18 protein-coding genes are annotated in these 16,214 nt (G+C 58.1%); 11 read left to right on the top strand and 7 right to left on the bottom strand.

All coding sequences use genetic code 11. The features are described 5' to 3' along the window. Window positions 1-161: 161 nt before the first annotated feature. From GRI91_RS00180 to GRI91_RS00195, 4 genes are all read left to right on the top strand, one after another. Window positions 162-1,391, top strand: coding sequence for a GGDEF domain-containing protein (locus tag GRI91_RS00180; protein WP_160734636.1), 1,230 nt, complete (start codon window positions 162-164; stop codon window positions 1,389-1,391). 294 nt (window positions 1,392-1,685) lie between these two features. Beyond that, complete coding sequence (locus tag GRI91_RS00185) at window positions 1,686-2,678, top strand: fatty acid desaturase (protein WP_160734637.1); 993 nt, start codon at window positions 1,686-1,688, stop codon at window positions 2,676-2,678. Window positions 2,679-2,708: 30 nt separating this feature from the next. Then, window positions 2,709-2,903 (top strand): hypothetical protein, encoded by a 195-nt coding sequence (locus GRI91_RS00190; RefSeq protein WP_160734638.1) that lies wholly within the window; start codon window positions 2,709-2,711, stop codon window positions 2,901-2,903. An 8-nt stretch (window positions 2,904-2,911) separates the two neighbouring features. After that, window positions 2,912-3,907 (top strand): fatty acid desaturase, encoded by a 996-nt coding sequence (locus GRI91_RS00195; RefSeq protein ID WP_160734639.1) that lies wholly within the window; start codon window positions 2,912-2,914, stop codon window positions 3,905-3,907. 19 nt (window positions 3,908-3,926) lie between these two features. Here the strand turns inward: GRI91_RS00195 and thiL are convergent, their stop codons facing one another. After that, on the bottom strand, window positions 3,927-4,844 hold the full coding sequence (gene thiL, locus GRI91_RS00200; protein WP_160735298.1) for a thiamine-phosphate kinase: 918 nt from the start codon (window positions 4,842-4,844) through the stop codon (window positions 3,927-3,929). 71 nt (window positions 4,845-4,915) lie between these two features. On the opposite strand from thiL, the gene GRI91_RS00205 reads away from it, so the two are divergent. Further along, the gene (locus GRI91_RS00205) at window positions 4,916-5,755 is read left to right on the top strand and encodes a S1/P1 nuclease (protein ID WP_160734640.1); all 840 of its coding nucleotides are present in this window, start codon (window positions 4,916-4,918) and stop codon (window positions 5,753-5,755) included. 75 nt (window positions 5,756-5,830) lie between these two features. Here GRI91_RS00205 and GRI91_RS00210 read toward each other — a convergent pair whose 3' ends face one another. Next, complete coding sequence (locus GRI91_RS00210; RefSeq protein WP_160734641.1) at window positions 5,831-6,520, bottom strand: hypothetical protein; 690 nt, start codon at window positions 6,518-6,520, stop codon at window positions 5,831-5,833. A gap of 420 nt (window positions 6,521-6,940) precedes the next feature. Beyond that, window positions 6,941-7,966, bottom strand: a complete 1,026-nt coding sequence (locus tag GRI91_RS00215) for an aromatic ring-hydroxylating dioxygenase subunit alpha (RefSeq protein WP_160734642.1) — start codon at window positions 7,964-7,966, stop codon at window positions 6,941-6,943. Window positions 7,967-8,080: 114 nt separating this feature from the next. Between GRI91_RS00215 and GRI91_RS00220 the strand changes: the two genes are divergently transcribed. Further along, window positions 8,081-8,626 carry a TetR/AcrR family transcriptional regulator C-terminal domain-containing protein gene (locus tag GRI91_RS00220; RefSeq protein ID WP_160734643.1) on the top strand — a complete coding sequence of 182 codons (546 nt, stop codon included), beginning with the start codon at window positions 8,081-8,083 and terminating at the stop codon, window positions 8,624-8,626. Between the two features lie 198 nt (window positions 8,627-8,824). Here the strand turns inward: GRI91_RS00220 and GRI91_RS00225 are convergent, their stop codons facing one another. After that, entirely contained in the window at window positions 8,825-9,439 is a 615-nt protein-coding gene (locus tag GRI91_RS00225) for a GNAT family N-acetyltransferase (protein WP_202385382.1), read from the bottom strand. Between the two features lie 295 nt (window positions 9,440-9,734). Here GRI91_RS00225 and GRI91_RS00230 point away from each other — a divergent pair, with 295 nt between their 5' ends. The 5 genes from GRI91_RS00230 (at window position 9,735) to GRI91_RS00250 (ending at window position 13,702) form a co-directional block, all read left to right on the top strand. Next, window positions 9,735-10,415 (top strand): ferritin-like domain-containing protein, encoded by a 681-nt coding sequence (locus GRI91_RS00230; RefSeq protein WP_160734644.1) that lies wholly within the window; start codon window positions 9,735-9,737, stop codon window positions 10,413-10,415. Then, window positions 10,412-10,852: a GtrA family protein gene (locus GRI91_RS00235; RefSeq protein WP_160734645.1), complete on the top strand. Its 441-nt coding sequence runs from the start codon at window positions 10,412-10,414 to the stop codon at window positions 10,850-10,852. The genes GRI91_RS00230 and GRI91_RS00235 overlap by 4 nt, the downstream gene beginning before the upstream one ends. Before the next feature lie 4 nt (window positions 10,853-10,856). Then, the gene (locus GRI91_RS00240) at window positions 10,857-11,984 is read left to right on the top strand and encodes a glycosyltransferase family 4 protein (RefSeq protein WP_237437570.1); all 1,128 of its coding nucleotides are present in this window, start codon (window positions 10,857-10,859) and stop codon (window positions 11,982-11,984) included. A gap of 69 nt (window positions 11,985-12,053) precedes the next feature. Further along, window positions 12,054-12,575, top strand: coding sequence for a TetR/AcrR family transcriptional regulator (locus GRI91_RS00245; RefSeq protein ID WP_160734646.1), 522 nt, complete (start codon window positions 12,054-12,056; stop codon window positions 12,573-12,575). Next, window positions 12,572-13,702 carry an MFS transporter gene (locus GRI91_RS00250; RefSeq protein ID WP_160734647.1) on the top strand — a complete coding sequence of 377 codons (1,131 nt, stop codon included), beginning with the start codon at window positions 12,572-12,574 and terminating at the stop codon, window positions 13,700-13,702. The genes GRI91_RS00245 and GRI91_RS00250 overlap by 4 nt, the downstream gene beginning before the upstream one ends. Window positions 13,703-13,804: 102 nt before the next feature. On the opposite strand, the gene nusB is transcribed toward GRI91_RS00250, so the two are convergent. From nusB to hisG, 3 genes are read right to left on the bottom strand one after another with little or no spacing between them, the layout of a single operon-like run. After that, window positions 13,805-14,257 (bottom strand): transcription antitermination factor NusB, encoded by a 453-nt coding sequence (gene nusB / locus GRI91_RS00255; RefSeq protein WP_160734648.1) that lies wholly within the window; start codon window positions 14,255-14,257, stop codon window positions 13,805-13,807. Continuing rightward, a complete protein-coding gene (gene hisD, locus GRI91_RS00260) occupies window positions 14,254-15,543 on the bottom strand; it encodes a histidinol dehydrogenase (RefSeq protein ID WP_160734649.1) in 1,290 nt (429 codons plus the stop codon). The genes nusB and hisD overlap by 4 nt, the downstream gene beginning before the upstream one ends. Continuing rightward, a complete protein-coding gene (gene hisG / locus GRI91_RS00265; RefSeq protein WP_160734650.1) occupies window positions 15,540-16,199 on the bottom strand; it encodes an ATP phosphoribosyltransferase in 660 nt (219 codons plus the stop codon). Before hisG ends, hisD begins: the two co-directional genes overlap by 4 nt. Window positions 16,200-16,214 lie beyond the last annotated feature (15 nt).

Consider the following 16,214-nt stretch of genomic DNA (forward strand, 5'->3'; position numbering starts at 1 on the left):
ACGTAATTAAAATAGGAGTCGGTTAGTATGTATAGTAATACGGATTCGCTCATTCGTTCAAAGTGAATATAATTTTTATTTAAAAATCACAATTTTGTGATAAATTTATATGATTTATCGCGGATTTAAAGATTGAGCATTCAACAAAGGGGTTCTGGTGAATGGATAATGCAGTCGTCAATGTGGCGCTGTTTTTAATCGGGCCGGGCATCATGCTGGGTTTCTGTCTGGCGTTCATCGGGGTCTGGGCAGTTGATCGGCGGCGTTCTTACCTGCTGCTGCTGGGCCTTACATGCCTGATATTTGTGCTAAGCTCCTTGCTTAAAACGGTTCACTGGCCCCACTCAACCAACCTGAACACGCTGGTTACCGGGACGCTGCTTTCAGCAGTCGCCTTGCTCGCCGTTCAGGCAATCCTGATGCGTTCACATCGTGAATTTCACTGGAGCCTTTACCCAACCTTGCTGAGCATGTTTTGGGCGGTGTCGGGCTACTTCCTCTTCGTAGACGAGAACTTTCTTGCCAGGATCTCCATTCGGAATGCCGGATATGGTCTGCTGTTTCTCATCACTGCCTGGCGTCTGCGCGAGCTGCCGCCCGCTCATTCCATGGATCGGGCTCTGTTTTGGGCTGTGTTGCTCTTTGCGCTGCATTTCTTTCCTCGCACATTGTTGGAAATCGGCCTGACAACTCCGGCAGGAGAGGTGCCGATGGGCAACTATCCTTATTGGAACGCATTGCAGCTGGTCGTGACGGCGCTCAGGCTTGGCCTGACGCTCGCCATATTTGCGGCCGCGCTCGCCGATTTGCTTGCAGTTGTCAGGCGGCAACAGACCACTGATCCGCTGACCGGGGCATTGAACCGAACCGGTTTCGAGGAAGCGGCTGCGGCCAGCATCGCAAACCGTGTTAAATCAGCCTCTGCCGCATCCCTCGTCATCTGCGATCTCGATTACTTCAAGCGGATCAACGACGTTTATGGTCATGACGTGGGCGACGATGTTTTGCGCGCGTTCGGGCTGCTTTTGCGGGGATCGGTAGGTCCGGACGATATCGTAGGGCGCTATGAGGGTGAGAAAATCGTGATTTTCATGCCTTCGACCGATTTGGAAGACGCCGCGCCAGCCGTAGAAAGGCTGCGGATTGCGGTCGCAAAAAACCATTTTCCGCACCTCCGTGACGGGGAATTGCTGACGGCCAGTTTTGGTGTGGCAGGGCTGGTGCCCGATGAATGCTGGAGCAGCCTGTTCAAACGTGCTCAAAAATGCCTCTCAGTGGCGAAGAAGGCAGGCAGGAATCGCTGTGTTACCACTCTGGATGTGCAGGAGGAGCTGTCGGGCAGTTCCATCGCAGCGTTCCAGATAAACATGCATCCGCGCAATTCGCGCTGAGCACCACGTCACGATGCGTCTGCCAACGGTCCACTCTCTGCCAGTATAACTGCGCCCGATTATGGGAATAACTGGCTGTTACCTAATGATCTAATGAGACGACCGAGAATGGTAGCACTAAAAATGCACCACGCATTGATCTGGCGCCTTGCGGTCACGCCTGCACAAATGGTATATAAATAGTTAACAAATAACTGTCGTAAGAGTGTCGTTTTGCGAGAGCGTATTTGAGTGCATGCAAAGCAGCGCTGGTTCTGAGCCAAAGCCTGCTTTCGTTAATTTGAAGGGGCAGGCATGATGGACCGTCCGATAGATGTGGCAGACCGCCCGGCGATGGTGCCCGAAGTGGATGGCGCTGCACCGGTCTCGGATCGGGATTCCCCGCGCTTGGCCGTGCCGCTTTCCGCTTCCGACACGCTCGACAGGCATACAAGGGCCGATCTGCGTAGGCAGGAAATGCGAATTGCGCGTGAATTTCATCAGGGACGTATGTGGCCCTATGTGGTCGCCGCCTGGGGCTGTTTCGCGATCTGGCTGTCTTTCTTCCCCCTTGCCATCATGGGGTGGCTGAACCTGCCACTGGCTTTCGTCCTCTCCTGTTTCTTTGCGACGGGCGGCTATGTGACCAGTCATGAGGCGATGCATGACAATATCGCACGGCCGGGCAGCAAATATCGCTGGGTCAATGAGTGGGTAGGGAAGGTTTCGACCATTCCGATCGTGTTCCCCTTTTCCATGGCGCGGCTGATGCATCTGGAGCATCATTACCACTGTAATGACCCCGTGAAGGACCCGGATTATACCGATGAGGCACCCAATATGTGGATGGCCTGGTACAAGACCTGGTATAATCGTCAGCCCGGAGTTGACGGTTCCATCCATCATTACAAACGTATTCTGGCCGAGATGGGCACCAAAAAGGCCGGTAAGGCGATGAAAGACACGCTGAAGCTGCAATTGCTGTTCATGGCTGTGCTGTTTGGGATGGCGTGGAGCGGCTATGCGATCGAGGCGGCGCTGATCTGGTGGCTGCCGCGCCATATTGGCCTCTCTTACATCCGTTTCTACCTGAGCTGGGCACCGCACCATCCGCGTGAAGAGCAGACGGAGCGCTATGCGCAGGCGCGGATTTTCAAGAGCCGCCTGGGGCATTTCATGTCGATGTGCATGGAAACCCATCTCATTCATCATCTTTATCCGGGCATTCCCAATCACCGGACGAAAGATGCCTATTTCGCTTTGAAACCCATTCTCGAAAAACGCGGCGTGGATTGTTCGGCGCTGTGAGCGCCAGCCGGAAAGCAAGGATCTGACAGCATGGAAATCGCGCTCAAGAAACTGTTCCACTGGATGCCTTTCCTGTTCGGGATCGGCTTCATCGCGCCGTTGATCGCGCAGACAATGGCGGCATGGGATATTGCGGCACCTTTCGGAATGGAACGGATCGTGTTCGGCCTGATTATCGGTGCGCCCTGGGGGCTCTATGCCGTGCTCCGCGGTCGCTGGATCTGAGGCGCATAATGGCCGACCATAGCGACACGCTGGAAGCGAAAGAGGGCAGCGCCTTCACTTTGGCCCCGCAAACCGATCAATCGCCCGCTGAAAAGCGCGCGATCCCGCTCGGGCCGAATGAAGGGCTCGACAAGCATACACGCGTCGAGCTGCTGAAGCAGGAACGCGTCATCGCTGATAAATATTACGCGATGGGGCAGACACGGATGTGGATGTATGTCGCCGCGACGCTGGTGGGTTTCACCGTCTGGGTCGCGCTCTTCCCGCTGACGATCATGGACGTGGTGCCGTTGCCACTCGCTTTTATCCTGTCCTATCTCATCGCGACGGGCGGCTATGTCACTGCACATGAAGCGATGCATTCCACCATCGGGCGCAAAGGCACGAAGCGTCGTTTCTGGAATGAGCTGGTCGGTCAGCTTTCCATGGTCCCGCTGATGTTCCCTTTCAGCATCGCACGCGCCACCCATATCCAGCATCACAAATTTCCGAACGATCCGGTGAAAGACCCGGATTATCCCGACAGTGCGCCCAATCTGCGCGCGGCACTGGTGAAGGCATGGCTCAATCGCCAGCCCGGGCCGGATGCACAGGTCCACCATATCAAGCGGGTTATGCTGGAAGAAGTTGGCACACCGGAGGCCAAACGTGCGCTCAAGGAAACGGTGATTTTCCAGATTGTTGGCCATCTGATCTTCATCGGCATGGCCCTCGCTGGCTATGCAATCGAAGTGGCATTGGTCTGGTGGCTGCCGCGCTGGTGTGCGCTGATCCACACCCATGTCTTCTTCAGTTGGGAAACCCATTACCCGCATTCGGGCCGCGGACGTTACGACAACACGCGGATTTTCCGGAGCAGCGTGGGTTCGATCCTGTCGATGTGGATCGAATTCCATCTGATCCACCATCTTTATCCCAATATCCCGATGCATCTGACCAAGCCGGCCTATTTCGAAATGAAGCCGGTGCTGGAACAGCGCGGGGTCGATTGCAGCGCTTATTAGAAGGCGCTGTTACGGACGCTCAGATGTGGCTGAAGCCGAGCCCGTCTGGTTGGGTCATCGCCCGGTCATCCAGCCATACTGGCCCCTGCACGTAAGGCGTGACCCGTCCGATCTGCGTTGCGGGAACGGGCGGCGTGCTTCCTGCGGGGAGCGTGAAGAGCAATTCATAATCATCGCCCCAGCGCAGCGCATCCTGTCGCCGGTCTTCCGGGGCAGCGATTGGCACCTGCTGAGCGTTGATATGCAGTGACACATTGCTGGCGGTGCCCATGCGAAAAGCATCGAGCAGTAACCCGTCAGAAATATCCATCATCGCAGTCACCAGCGGCGCGAGTGCGCGGCCTTCGGCGAGGCGCGGCTGAGGACGGCGATAGGCGTCAGAGCCAGAGCTGGAATCATCTGGGGCCGACTCCGTTTCGGGTGTCGATGCTGCGCTTTGCAATGCCTCCAGCCCCATCATCGCGGCGCCCAGTGGCCCGGTCACATAGATATCGTCGCGGGGTTTTGCGCCGCTGCGAGAGGGCACGGGCACGCATGTCGCGCGGCCAATCGCGGTCAGCCCCATACTGCGCCCGCCAGGCTCAGGCGCAGATACGGTGTCTCCGCCCAGCAACGGCACGTTGTAACGCTCCAATACCTCTTTCAGTCCTGCGGCAAAGCGGTCATCGCCGTGCCCGAGCATATGGCCGAGCAGAACACCCACGGGCTCGGCCCCCTTGGCTGCCAGATCGCTGAGATTGGTCGCAACCAGTTTCCAGGCGATATCCGCCGGGTCCTGTTGGAGCAGGAAATGCACGCCTTCCACCATCATGTCATGCGTCAGGATCAGCACTTCACCGCCAAAGGGCAGCACGGCGGTATCATCCGCCAGTCCGCGCGCGGCGGGGTGGGTGGCCAGAGCGCGCATGGCATTTATAAAGGCGGCTTCACCTGTCATCATGCCTCTTTCATAGCGCTGTCATTCCGCTAGGGGAGATAAAAGCGCTTTCTTCTTCAAACAGGTTGCCCATGAAACGCCCGCTTCGCCAAGTCGCTTCTTCGCTCGCCGCACTCTCGCTCGGCCTTGCTGCCACACCAGCTTGTGCATGGGGGCCGCTTGGCCACCGGATAAGCGCCGAACTGGCTGAGCGCAATCTTGACGGCAAGACCCGGGCCGAAGTCACAAAGATACTCGGGGCCGAGAATCTGGCGGATGCGTCAACCTGGCCAGATGATCAGAAATCCAACCCGGACCCTTTCTGGCAGAAAGAGGCATCCCCCTGGCACTATGTCACCCTACCTGAAGGCATGAATGCGGCTGATTTGCACCATCCCGCTGAAGGAGACGCAGCCACCGCACTTGAGCGTTTCACCGCCACCTTGCGCAATCCCGATGCATCGCAGCAGGACAAGGCCAGGGCGCTGCGTTTCATCGTCCATATCGCCGGTGATCTGCATATGCCGCTCCATGTCGGCAATGGGACCGATCGCGGCGGAAATGACTTCCACGTTCTGTGGTTCGATGAGCCTGTGAATTTGCACTGGGTCTGGGATGAGGGGCTGATCCAGAAACGTCAGCTGTCCTACACCGAATATGCCGACCGGCTGGAACGCGCGATGACGCCGGATGAAACCATCGCCTGGTGGGATGCGAAACCGGCCGACTGGATGGCTGAAAGCGTCGCATTGCGCGACCGTATCTATCCTGCAACCAGCGTGGAATTGGGCGACGGCACGGAGGAAGCGCCCGTCAGCCTGTCTTGGCAATATGCCTATGACTGGACCCCCGCGATGGAACAGCGGCTGGAACAGGCCGGCATCCGGATCGCCGCCTATCTCCAATGGGTGTTCGCCGACCAGACCGGGTAGCGGTCAATTATCGGCAGCTTCTGCTATGAAGCGATTGTTACCGGGGCGGCAGAGTTTGGGGTGATTAGCGGTCGTTCAATTTTCGTCTGATTGATCTTTAACCTCAGAATTCGGCGCCATCCAAAGCCGTTCTCCTGGGAATGGTATTCGGTAGGAGGCAGCCCACTTGCGACCGTTAATCTCTATGGCGCCTTTGGGGTTTCTCTGAGCGAGAAAGCTCTCGAGGGCTCCCATTTCGGAGGATGGCAGGAAAAGGCTATAACTGTCTCCTCGCTGGATAGTCGACGGTGCGGATATGTCGGGCCACTCCTCGTTCCAATGGATCGATGGTTCGGGCGCATATTCGTATGGCCAGATCATCACCTCGATCTCTGCTGGCATCCACGGTTCTGATCGCGCGGATTCGAAAGCTCGTATCGTGCTAAATGCTTTGACTACCGCTGTCGGAAGTCTTGAAGTGACTTGTTGGTCATCAAGTGAGCCATAGACACTAAGAAATACGGGAGGATCGCCATACCAAAGCAGCCTGTTGTCTGGTTGGTCAGTCGCTTCAACGACGCGATATCCCCCATAAAGTTCGGGAGCATCGGCCCCTGAAAGAGAGTTCTTGATCGAGAGTAACTCTGTTTCCTTCAAGCGAACCGAGCGAAAGCCATCTTCGGTTCGATAGATCACCTGTCCATCACTATAGAGCGCAAAACGCGGCGACTCTGATCCTAGGACCTTCCCCCAAGGGTCGCGTTCCAGAAGGACGATCTCAGGCATCGGTCCTTCGCCTTGACGCATCTCCGCAAGCATTCTTGGCCGCTCAAAGAAACGCACATTTTGGGGCAGCGGAATTATTGGCGCATCTGCGTAGGACAAATCGAATGAGGGTGCCTCAGGCACATCCCCTTTGCTCGCGTCGCATGAAGCAACCGCAAGACTGATGAGGATTGCAAGCGCTTGTTTCGCAGGTAGCATTTACTGAGTTTGCCTAATGACCGGATCGTCCGCAATGTTGTCGTATGCGGAACGGCAGGTTTTAATCAGAAAATCGGCAAAGCTGCCATGTCGGCTTTCAGAGATGCGGAAGAAACGATGGTACGGCAGGGATTGGGGTGGAAAGCGGACTGTCAGCTATCAGAGCTAATCTTTAGTTAGCCGCTCTACTTTGCTACGCTCGATGGCCCCGCACAAAGTGTCTTATTCTTGCTTAGCCAGTTTCCCCACCAACCGGTTGAATAGCGTTACTCCCCGGTCGTGTGCACTGGGCATCACTTGCGGATCGGGAGTCATATCAATGACCTTCTGCTGTGCCTCGATCATGATCTTGTCTTCACCGAAAGCCCGGTCGGCAATGCTCATCAGCATGTCACGCAGGACCTCATCCCCATGGCTGCGGTGTGGGCCCCAAGAGAAGAAGTAGCGCGCTGTTCTGTCCGCCATCGGAGTGACAGCCTGGCTGGTGAAGGTAACACCGCTGACCGCCCTGCTGTAATCTGGTGCGCCGTAATCTAGCTCTTTCGCAGTGCCGAGCGGAAAGACGCCGCCGGTCATCAGCAGTACGCCCGGGATCAGAAAGTCGTAGGTCATGAAGCTGTCCATCGGCCCCGCGCTCTTGCGCGAGGATGCGCCACGGGTGTTTTCGGTCCAACGCTCATAGCGGATGCCGCGGTCCAGTGGCGTGATCCGCGCTGGGCTCTCTGCAAATTGCGGACCGGGGCCGAAGCTATTGGCATGGACGAAGGTCAGGTGGCTGAAATCGAGCAGATTGTCGTTTATCAGCCGTGCCTCGGCCTCGTAATCGAGATGGCCGTGCCCCAGAATGTAGTCGAGGTGGTCCAGGCCCACGGCGGGCGGGATTAGCGCCTGATCGGCCAATTCCGGATTTCCCATCCAGACCCATAGCCAGCTATGCCGCTCCACCACCGGGTAGCACCTGACCTTTGCATCGGGCGGAATTTTCTGCTGGCCCGGCATTTCAGCCACGCGACCGTCGGGATCGAAGAGCAGGCCGTGATACATGCACCGGAGCCTTTCGCCCTCGCAGCGACCCAGCGACAACGGCGCCAGCCGGTGCACACAGCGATCTTCCAGCGCGTGGATCGTCCCCGATCCGGTCCGCCAGATCACAATGCGCTCCTTCAGGATGGTGATCGCAAACGGTTTGTCGGTTTCCAGCTCATGCGTCCAACCGGCAACATACCAGGCGTTGCGAACATAGGTCATGGTTGTTCCTCTTCAGCCTCTCTCTCTGCGGAATCCGAAAGTTGACTCCTTAACAGTGTTAAATTGACTTAACAGCGTTAAGGAGTCAACAGTCTGCAGATGGTGCAGCATCCGATGCCAAGTCTTACCCGCGATCAAATCGTGGCCGAAGCTTTCAACTTGCTGGAGGCTGAAGGGCTGGAGGGCCTCAGCATGCGGCGGCTGGCGGCCCGATTGAAAGTCCAGGCACCGGCTCTTTACTGGCACGTCAACGACAAGGCCGAAGTGCTCGGAATGATGGCGGCCGACATCTATGCCGCAGCGTATTCCCGAACCGGCCCCGCGCAGGACTGGCGCGAATGGTTGAGGCAATTCGGCCGCGCGCTCCATCTCAGCCTAACTTCCCATCGGGATGGAGCAAGATTGTGCGCCATAGGTCGCCCGCCTTCTCCTACCGACGCGATTGCCCAAGCGGGCAGGATTGCCGCTCCTCTCACCGCTCTCGGTCTCAACGATCAGCAAGCTCTGGCCCACCAAGCAGCGGTCATTTCCTTCACACTCGGCTGGACGACTTTCGAGGCGAACGGCCCGATGCGTGACTTTCTCCGCCAAATGATGGACTTTGATGCGACCTTTTCCACCGGCTTGGACTCACTGGTGAAAGGACTGCCGGACAAATAGGACAGCGCATAAAGGCGAACTGGGTATCACGTCCGCAATCGGGTCGGATGCGGACATGCTCCATTTCTATAAAAATCCTTGGAAAGCTGCCAGTCCGTTTTCGGGAGGTCGAGAGGCGTAACCGAATGCCCTCTATTCGTGGAACGCGAAAGGGCGGTATTTGCTTGCGATCCTGCGGAGACAGGCGCCCTGGGTGCCTTAACGTTCATTCCATTCATGCCGCAGAATGGCGTATTGCATGGTGTTTTCGTAGATTGGATTTCCGGCGCTGTCGTTTTGGAACGTCACATATTCCAGGAATAGGCCTTCCCTTCGCATGCCAAGCTTTTCGCACAGCCGCCGCGAGGAGGCGTTGTGATCCTCAACATAGGCGTAGATGCGCCTTTTGTTTTGATGCGTGAATAATTCGGCGAACACAGCCTTTGCCGCTTCGAACGCATAGCCCTTGCCACTGAACAGAGGATTGAAATTCCAGCCCACGGAAACCGTGTCGGGTTGTTGAGGTTGTTCCGGATCATCTGGCCATGCAGCATCTGGATGGATGAACACATCGCCGATGAGCTGACCGGATTCTTGCAGACAAACGGCGAGATATTCATCGTTGCCAGCGCGTTTCAGAACCTCCTTCTCGGCTGCCGCCAGATCGGCCAGTTTGAGCGAGAAGAAACAACTCACAGTAGGCTCACGCAGATAAGCGAACAAGGCCTCCGCATCACCCACACGGAAATTCCTGATGGCCAGACGGTCAGTGTGGATCGGTTTCAACTGCTCAATTTCCTGCGCTTCAGACTTATAGAAAACCACGGTTGCCATCGCGTGAACGCTCTATGGCACCGCTTGAGTAACCATCAAGCATTCAAAATCGGGCTATTTCCGATAAATCCGATCTTGAGCAGAAATCCGCGGGCGTTGTCAGGCGTATTCTAGGGTAGGGACGGTGATCGATTGAACGGCGGAAATATCGTGATGAGCGGAAAAGTGAGGGCGTCCGCTGAGCCCGTTTCAAGAAGCCGGGGGCTCGATCGTTTTGAGCATTGCGCGACATTCTCTCTTGCCTATTCGGATACATCCCTTCTTTCAGCGGTTTAGTGAATCCGGAGGGTTTCAAATGTTGCAATGGTTTCGCCGTCGCTATCTCGATGTGCTTGGTTCTATCTATATCTACAACGAACATCGCGGATACACCGCCATTGACCGTGTTCTGGAAGCTATTCGCAAACGCTCTCCTGACGATGAGGGGCTGATTGCCGCGGTTGAGCAGCACCGTGCAGATGAGCGCGCACATTACGTGATGTTTCGCCGGTGGTTCGAACTTCAGCGCAAGATGCCTCTCAAGGTTGATCGGACCTTTGGCCATATCGATCGCTTTATCGAAATCATGTTCCGCACGAGGATTGATGAGCTGGATACGCAAGCCGTCATCGATGATGATCGGCAGTTTGAAAAACTGTGCCGGGTGATCGCCTTGACGGAACAGCGCGGGTACAAGCAGGTCGAAATCCTGATCAATCACCGGCTGGTGAAAAGCGACCCGGTGCTGATGAAGATCTTTCGCGTGATCAAGAAAGACGAGCCCAGTCATTGGGCCCCTTATGAAGAATGGTTGCGCAAAAATGGAAAGCGCGACCCGAAATGGTGGGAATACCGGATAGACACCTTTATCCATTCCGAACTCCTCTTCCTGAAATTGCCGCTCCTGTTTCTGAATCCCTTTATCGGCCGCCGGACGGATTGGGCGGATGAGATTGAAGGAGAGATTTCGCCCAATATGGTGTCTGGCCGCGCGTGACAGCCGATCTTGATAACGCTGAAAGGCGTCCGGCATTCGCGCGTTTTCTGACGCTGCGTGTGGGCGGAATGCTGTTTCGCAACACCGTGGTCAGCACGGCAGCTTTCCTGTTGGGCCTGTCTGCCTTGTGGGCACTCGTGACCTATGGCGGCATGAATGAGGTGCTTGCGACCGGGATCAGCTTCCTTGTCGCGCAGACGCTCCATTATGCCCTGGGCAGGACATGGATATTTCGCGGGACAGACCGGTCAGTCGGAACGGGCTATGTCATTTTCCTGCTCAATGCAGGGGTGGGCTTGTTCGCGACTGTCACGCTATTCGCCTTGCTGGTGAATTATACGCCGATGCATTACCTCGTGGCGCGGGTTGTCGTATCGGTTTTTGCCGGGCTGGCGATGTTCGCCCTGAACGCCTCCTTCAACTTTCGCCGCGTGTGATGTGATGCGAGTTGCCCTGTTTTCCGGAAATTACAATTACCTGCGCGAAGGTGCCAATCGCGCGCTGAACAAGCTGGTCGGCTATCTGGAGCGTGAGGCTGGCTGCACGGTCCGCGTCTACTCTCCGGTGACGGATACGCCCGCTTTCGAGCCGGAGGGCACGCTGGTGCCGGTGTCTTCTGTCGCGCTGCCGGTACGCGGCGAGTTCCAGCTGGCGCTGGGCCTGCCTCGCTCGGCGAGACGAGATCTCGCTCACTTTGATCCGCAGATCGTTCATGTTTCAACGCCCGATATCCTCGGCACACGGGCACAAAGCTGGGCGATTTCACGCGGCATTCCGCAGGTCGCGAGCATGCACACCTTGTTTGAAACCTATCTCGGCTATTACGGTCTGGACTGGCTCCGTCCCTTGGTCGAAGCGCATCTTAACCGGTTCTATCGCCGGGCAGATCATGTCTTTGCCCCTACGCTGGCACTTGTTGACAGCCTCCAGGATCTCCGCGGCGATAGCCGGGCAACGGTTTGGAGCCGCGGAATTGATCGCGCGCTGTTTTCGCCATCGAAACGCGACATGGCATGGCGCCGCCGCCAAGGCATTGATGAAACAGAGGTCGCTGTTCTGTTTTTTGGCCGGTTGGTCAAAGAAAAGGGGATCGATATCTACCGGGAAGCTATCGCGCGTCTGCGGCATCGGCGGGATGTTCGGGCCCTCATCGTCGGTACAGGCCCTGAAGCAGCGTCCTTTGAGGGGATCGACCGGGCAGTATTGACTGGTCATCTCGAAGGGGATGAGCTGGCAATGGCGGTCGCAAGCGCGGATATGATGTTGGCGCCAAGCAGCACGGAAACCTTCGGTCAGGTCATGCTTGAAGCCATGGCGAGCGGACTGCCCGTTGTGAGTGCGGATGTTCCCAGCGCGAGGGGGCTGATTGTGAATGGCAAGACGGGTCTTTTATGCGGCGCCGATGCAATCGAGCAGTTCTCCGCCGCGATTGAGGACCTCGCCTCGGACCCGGCAAGACGAGCAGCGCTTGGAACAGCAGCACGAAGCGCGAGCGCGGCCTATAGCTGGAACCACGCCTCGGAAAGCGTAGCCCAAATCTATCGAGAGCTGCTCAAAAAATCGGCCTGAGACCGGGGGTGAGCGACAATGTAAAACGATCGTTTTACATTGTCTTGCTGCTCCGTTATGCGGTTGGTCATGGACAAAACCGACGCACTCACCGTCGCCGCCGAGCGGCTCTTCGACACAAATGGCTATACTGCGACCGGAATGGACCGGTTGACCCAAGCTGCTGGCATGTCGAGCCGTACGCTGTACAAACATGTCGGCAGCAAGGCGGCGCTCATGGGACGGGTGCTCGCGAAGCGCGACCGACGGTTCATGCAAAGCATCGAGTTGCAAAGCGTCGATGCCCTGTTCTCCGCCATTGAGGACTGGATACGGACCGAAGGCGCCCGGGGGTGCCTGTTCCTGCGCTCCCTGGCCGAGACCGGTGGTGAGACGCCTGAGATCGCTGCGGCTGTCACGGCGCACAAGACGGCGTTCCAGGAACGAATCCATAAAATTGTCGCTGCGGACCTCGGTCATGAGGACCCGGTTCTCGCTGACCAGATTCTGGTTCTTGCGGAAGGAGCGACCCATGCCGCGGTGTATCGGGGCGTAGCGGCCGTATCGGCAGCCCGCTTCGCTGCCGGTCTTCTGGTGGATGCGCGGCGATGAGCCCGTCACTTCGGATCGGTACGATCGGATTTTGCCTGATTGCGCTTTGCTACGGCTTCGCGCGCTTCGCTTTCGGCCTGTTCCTGCCACAGATCGATGCCGAGCTGAATCTTGGCCCTTCTTTGAGCGGCATGATCTCGGGCGGGTCGTTTGCCGGTTATTGTATTGCCATCATAGCGGCAGCCGCCCTGACTGAACGCTTTGGCGCGCGTACCGTGGCATTTGCTGCGGCCACGCTGGCCGCAATCGGCATGGCCGGGATCGCGCTGGCCCCGTCGCCCGCCATTCTGGCTTTCGCCGTAATCGTTGCCGGGTCCAGCACGGGTCTTGCCTCTCCGCCAATGGCAGCGGCTGTAGCCGCTGCGGTGCGCGCCGACCGACAGAATGCGACGAACACGATTATCAATGCGGGGACCAGCGCCGGTGTCGCCCTGTCCGGTCCGATTGCCCTTGCCGTGAACGGGCAATGGCGAGTGACATTCGCGGTATTCGCGGGGATGGCGGTCATCCTTGCGATTGGCGCCGCACGCGCGTTGCCATCTTCACGCGGCAGTCATTCCTCGGTCGGCCTGCCCCCGATCACGCGGCCGCTCGGGTTCCTGATCATCGCCACTTTCCTGACCGGTATGGCAAGCACTGCGATATGGTCGTTCGGCGGGCAGCTCGTCTCGCAAATCCTGGGGTGGGGGCCGACCGGAACCGCCATTCTGTGGAGCTGCATCGGCGCGGGCGGCATTCTCGGGGCGTGGGCGGGAAGCCTCGTGTCGTGCTTCGGCCTGCAGCGCATCCATCTGCTATTCTGCGGCGTGGTTGCAGCCACCATCCTTGCTGTCGGGTCCGGTGTGGCAATCGCCGGGCTGGTTCTGGCAGGCGGAGCGCTGTTCGGTGCGGCTTATGTGATGCTGACCGGAGTCTATCTCATCTGGGGCGTTCGCGCCCTGCCGGACCGCCCCGCTACCGGCTTGACGATCGGGTTCCTGACGCTTGCTATCGGCCAGACTGTGGGGGCTCCCATCTTTGGCCTGCTGATGAGCGGACCCGGTATGGGAACAGCGATCCTGACCTTTGCCGTCCTGGCGCTGCTGGCCGGTGTGGTCCGAACCGGGTTCGGCCACGACCGAGCATGAGGTCGGTGTCTCTCGGCTTCTGCTTTTACGGCGATAATTCAGCTGCATGAACGTCCGCACATGGGGCGTGTGTCGACAGGCAGCTTCTGAGGCTAATTACCTTCAATCCTTGCGAACATCCCGGGCCACGGCATCGAGCACGCCATTGACGAACTTCGCTTCGCGCGCGTCGAAGAAGGCGTGGGCGACATCGACATATTCGCTGATGGCGGTGGCTTTGGGCACGTCGGGGCGGGCCATCAGCTCATAGGTGCCGGCGCGCAGGATCTGCAGCATGGTCTTGTCCAGCCGCTTGACGGTCCAGCCATCGGCCAGACGGTCCTGAATATGGCCATCCACTTCCTCCAGCCGTGACACGGTGCCACGCACCACATCGTCGAAAAAGGGCTGATCCGCCTGATTATACTGATCATCCTCAATTTCCTTGCCGAGACGGTGCAGATGGAATTCATCCAGCAGCCGCATCAGCTTCGTGCCTTCCATCATATGCTGGTACAGCGCCTGCACCGCCGCGAGACGGGCTGCAGAACGGGCTTTGGAGGAGGTCTTGCTCATTTCAAACGGACTTTCACGGATTTGGCATGGGCGGGCAGGCCCTCGACATCGGCTAGCGCCACAGCGGCGGGGCCGATTGCATTGACCGAACTTTCATCGAGCTGGATGAAGCTGGTGCGCTTCATGAAATCGAGCACCGAAAGTCCGGAGGAAAAGCGCGCGCGGCGCCCGGTGGGCAGGACGTGGTTGGGGCCGGCTACATAATCACCGATTGCCTCCGGCGTATAGCGGCCGAGAAACACGCTGCCTGCATGGCGCAGCTGGGCAAACAGAGCTTCGGGATCATCCACTGCCAGCTCAACGTGTTCTGCCGCCAGACGGTTGGCGAGGGCGGGGGCCTCCGCCAGATCATCGACCACGATCATCATGCCGTGATCATCCCAGCTTTGGCGAGCGACCTTGCGGGTGGAGAGCATGGCGCATTGCACATCCACACTGTCTTCCACCTGCTGGGCAAAACCCTGATCGTCAGTGATCAGGATGGATTGCGAAGAGGGGTCGTGCTCGGCCTGACTGAGCAGATCGGCGGCGATCCATTCGGGATCATTCTTGCCATCGGCAATCACCAGAATTTCGCTCGGTCCGGCAACCATATCGATGCCGACCACGCCATAGAGCTGGCGTTTGGCCTCCGCGACATAGGAGTTGCCGGGCCCGACAATGACGTCGACGGGGCGAATATGATCCGTTCCATAGGCCAGCGCGGCAATCGCCTGTGCGCCGCCGACACGCCAGATTTCGCCAATACCCACCAGATGGGCGGCGGCCAGCACCAGGTCATTTATCGCGCCATTGGGGGTCGGGGTGGTGATCACCAGTCGCTCTACCCCGGCAACCTGCGCGGGAATGGCGTTCATCAGCAGGGAAGAAGGATAGGCCGCGCGCCCGCCGGGGACATAGAGCCCGGCGGCATCAACCGCGGTCCATTTGGCCCCCAGACGCACGCCCTGATCATCCCGGTAATCGCGATCCTGCGGCAATTGCGCTGTATGATAGGCGCGAATCCGGCTGGCTGCGAGTTCGAGCGCATCGCGCAAATCGCCATCCAGCGCTTCGAACGCGGCGCGGCATGTTTCGGGCGCGATCCGCCAGCTATCCTCATCCGTCAGCTGATAATTGTCGAAGCGGGCGGTGTATTCCGCCAGTGCCGTATCGCCCTTGTGGTGCATACGGGCCAGAATATCGCTGACCGTTTGCACCACGGCGCTGTCGCTTTCGCGCCGGGCATCGACCAACCGGTCAAATTTGCGGGCGAAATCGGCATCCTTACTAAAAAGCGTGTTCATTTCGCCGCCTCTTGATCGCTCAGGGCGCGGAAGGCATCGACCAGCTCACCCAGTCGGGCATCTTTTTTCAGCGCGGCACGATTGACGATCAGCCGCGCAGAAACCGGCATGATGATGTCTTTTTCGACCAGTCCGTTCTGTTGCAGCGTGCGCCCGGTGGATACCAGATCGACGATTCGCCCGGACAGGCCGAGCGTCGGTGCCAGTTCCATTGCGCCGTTCAGCTTCACGCATTCCGCCTGCACGCCCTTGGCTTCAAACCAGCGTGAGGTGATGTTCGGATATTTGGTCGCGATTCTTAAGTGGCTGGCATATTCATGTCCCCGGTCGCGGGAATCCACCGGCTCTGCCACGGACAGGCGGCAATGGCCGATTCCGAGGTCTACCGGCGCGTAAAGCTCGGAATACTGGAATTCCTCGATCACGTCGGAGCCTACGATCCCGGCTTGGGCAGCACCAAAAGCCACAAAAGTGGCAACATCGAAAGCACGCACCCGGATCAGGCGCATGTCATCGCGCGTGGTGTCAAAACTCAGCGCGCGGTTGGCCTTGTCGTGGAAGCCGCTTTCCGGCACCACGCCGGCGCGCGCCATCACAGGCAGGGCCTCGTCGAGAATGCGCCCCTTGGGGACGGCGAAGGTCAGCGGTTTGGTCATCGACGCGCATGTAAG

Source organism: Altericroceibacterium endophyticum (assembly GCF_009827595.1).
GTDB classification, from domain to species: Bacteria; Pseudomonadota; Alphaproteobacteria; order Sphingomonadales; family Sphingomonadaceae; genus Altericroceibacterium; species Altericroceibacterium endophyticum.

Coding starts and splice junctions, on each gene's coding strand:
- GRI91_RS00190 (WP_160734638.1), top strand. CDS start 2,709: ATGGAAATCGCGCTCAAGAAACTGTTCCACTGGATGCCTTTCCTGTTC.
- GRI91_RS00225 (WP_202385382.1), bottom strand. CDS start 9,439: ATGGCAACCGTGGTTTTCTATAAGTCTGAAGCGCAGGAAATTGAGCAG.
- GRI91_RS00240 (WP_237437570.1), top strand. CDS start 10,857: ATGCGAGTTGCCCTGTTTTCCGGAAATTACAATTACCTGCGCGAAGGT.
- GRI91_RS00230 (WP_160734644.1), top strand. CDS start 9,735: ATGTTGCAATGGTTTCGCCGTCGCTATCTCGATGTGCTTGGTTCTATC.
- GRI91_RS00185 (WP_160734637.1), top strand. CDS start 1,686: ATGATGGACCGTCCGATAGATGTGGCAGACCGCCCGGCGATGGTGCCC.
- GRI91_RS00180 (WP_160734636.1), top strand. CDS start 162: ATGGATAATGCAGTCGTCAATGTGGCGCTGTTTTTAATCGGGCCGGGC.
- GRI91_RS00195 (WP_160734639.1), top strand. CDS start 2,912: ATGGCCGACCATAGCGACACGCTGGAAGCGAAAGAGGGCAGCGCCTTC.
- nusB (WP_160734648.1), bottom strand. CDS start 14,257: ATGAGCAAGACCTCCTCCAAAGCCCGTTCTGCAGCCCGTCTCGCGGCG.
- GRI91_RS00210 (WP_160734641.1), bottom strand. CDS start 6,520: ATGCCTGAGATCGTCCTTCTGGAACGCGACCCTTGGGGGAAGGTCCTA.
- GRI91_RS00250 (WP_160734647.1), top strand. CDS start 12,572: ATGAGCCCGTCACTTCGGATCGGTACGATCGGATTTTGCCTGATTGCG.
- GRI91_RS00220 (WP_160734643.1), top strand. CDS start 8,081: ATGCCAAGTCTTACCCGCGATCAAATCGTGGCCGAAGCTTTCAACTTG.
- hisD (WP_160734649.1), bottom strand. CDS start 15,543: ATGAACACGCTTTTTAGTAAGGATGCCGATTTCGCCCGCAAATTTGAC.
- GRI91_RS00205 (WP_160734640.1), top strand. CDS start 4,916: ATGAAACGCCCGCTTCGCCAAGTCGCTTCTTCGCTCGCCGCACTCTCG.
- thiL (WP_160735298.1), bottom strand. CDS start 4,844: ATGACAGGTGAAGCCGCCTTTATAAATGCCATGCGCGCTCTGGCCACC.
- GRI91_RS00245 (WP_160734646.1), top strand. CDS start 12,054: ATGGACAAAACCGACGCACTCACCGTCGCCGCCGAGCGGCTCTTCGAC.
- GRI91_RS00215 (WP_160734642.1), bottom strand. CDS start 7,966: ATGACCTATGTTCGCAACGCCTGGTATGTTGCCGGTTGGACGCATGAG.
- hisG (WP_160734650.1), bottom strand. CDS start 16,199: ATGACCAAACCGCTGACCTTCGCCGTCCCCAAGGGGCGCATTCTCGAC.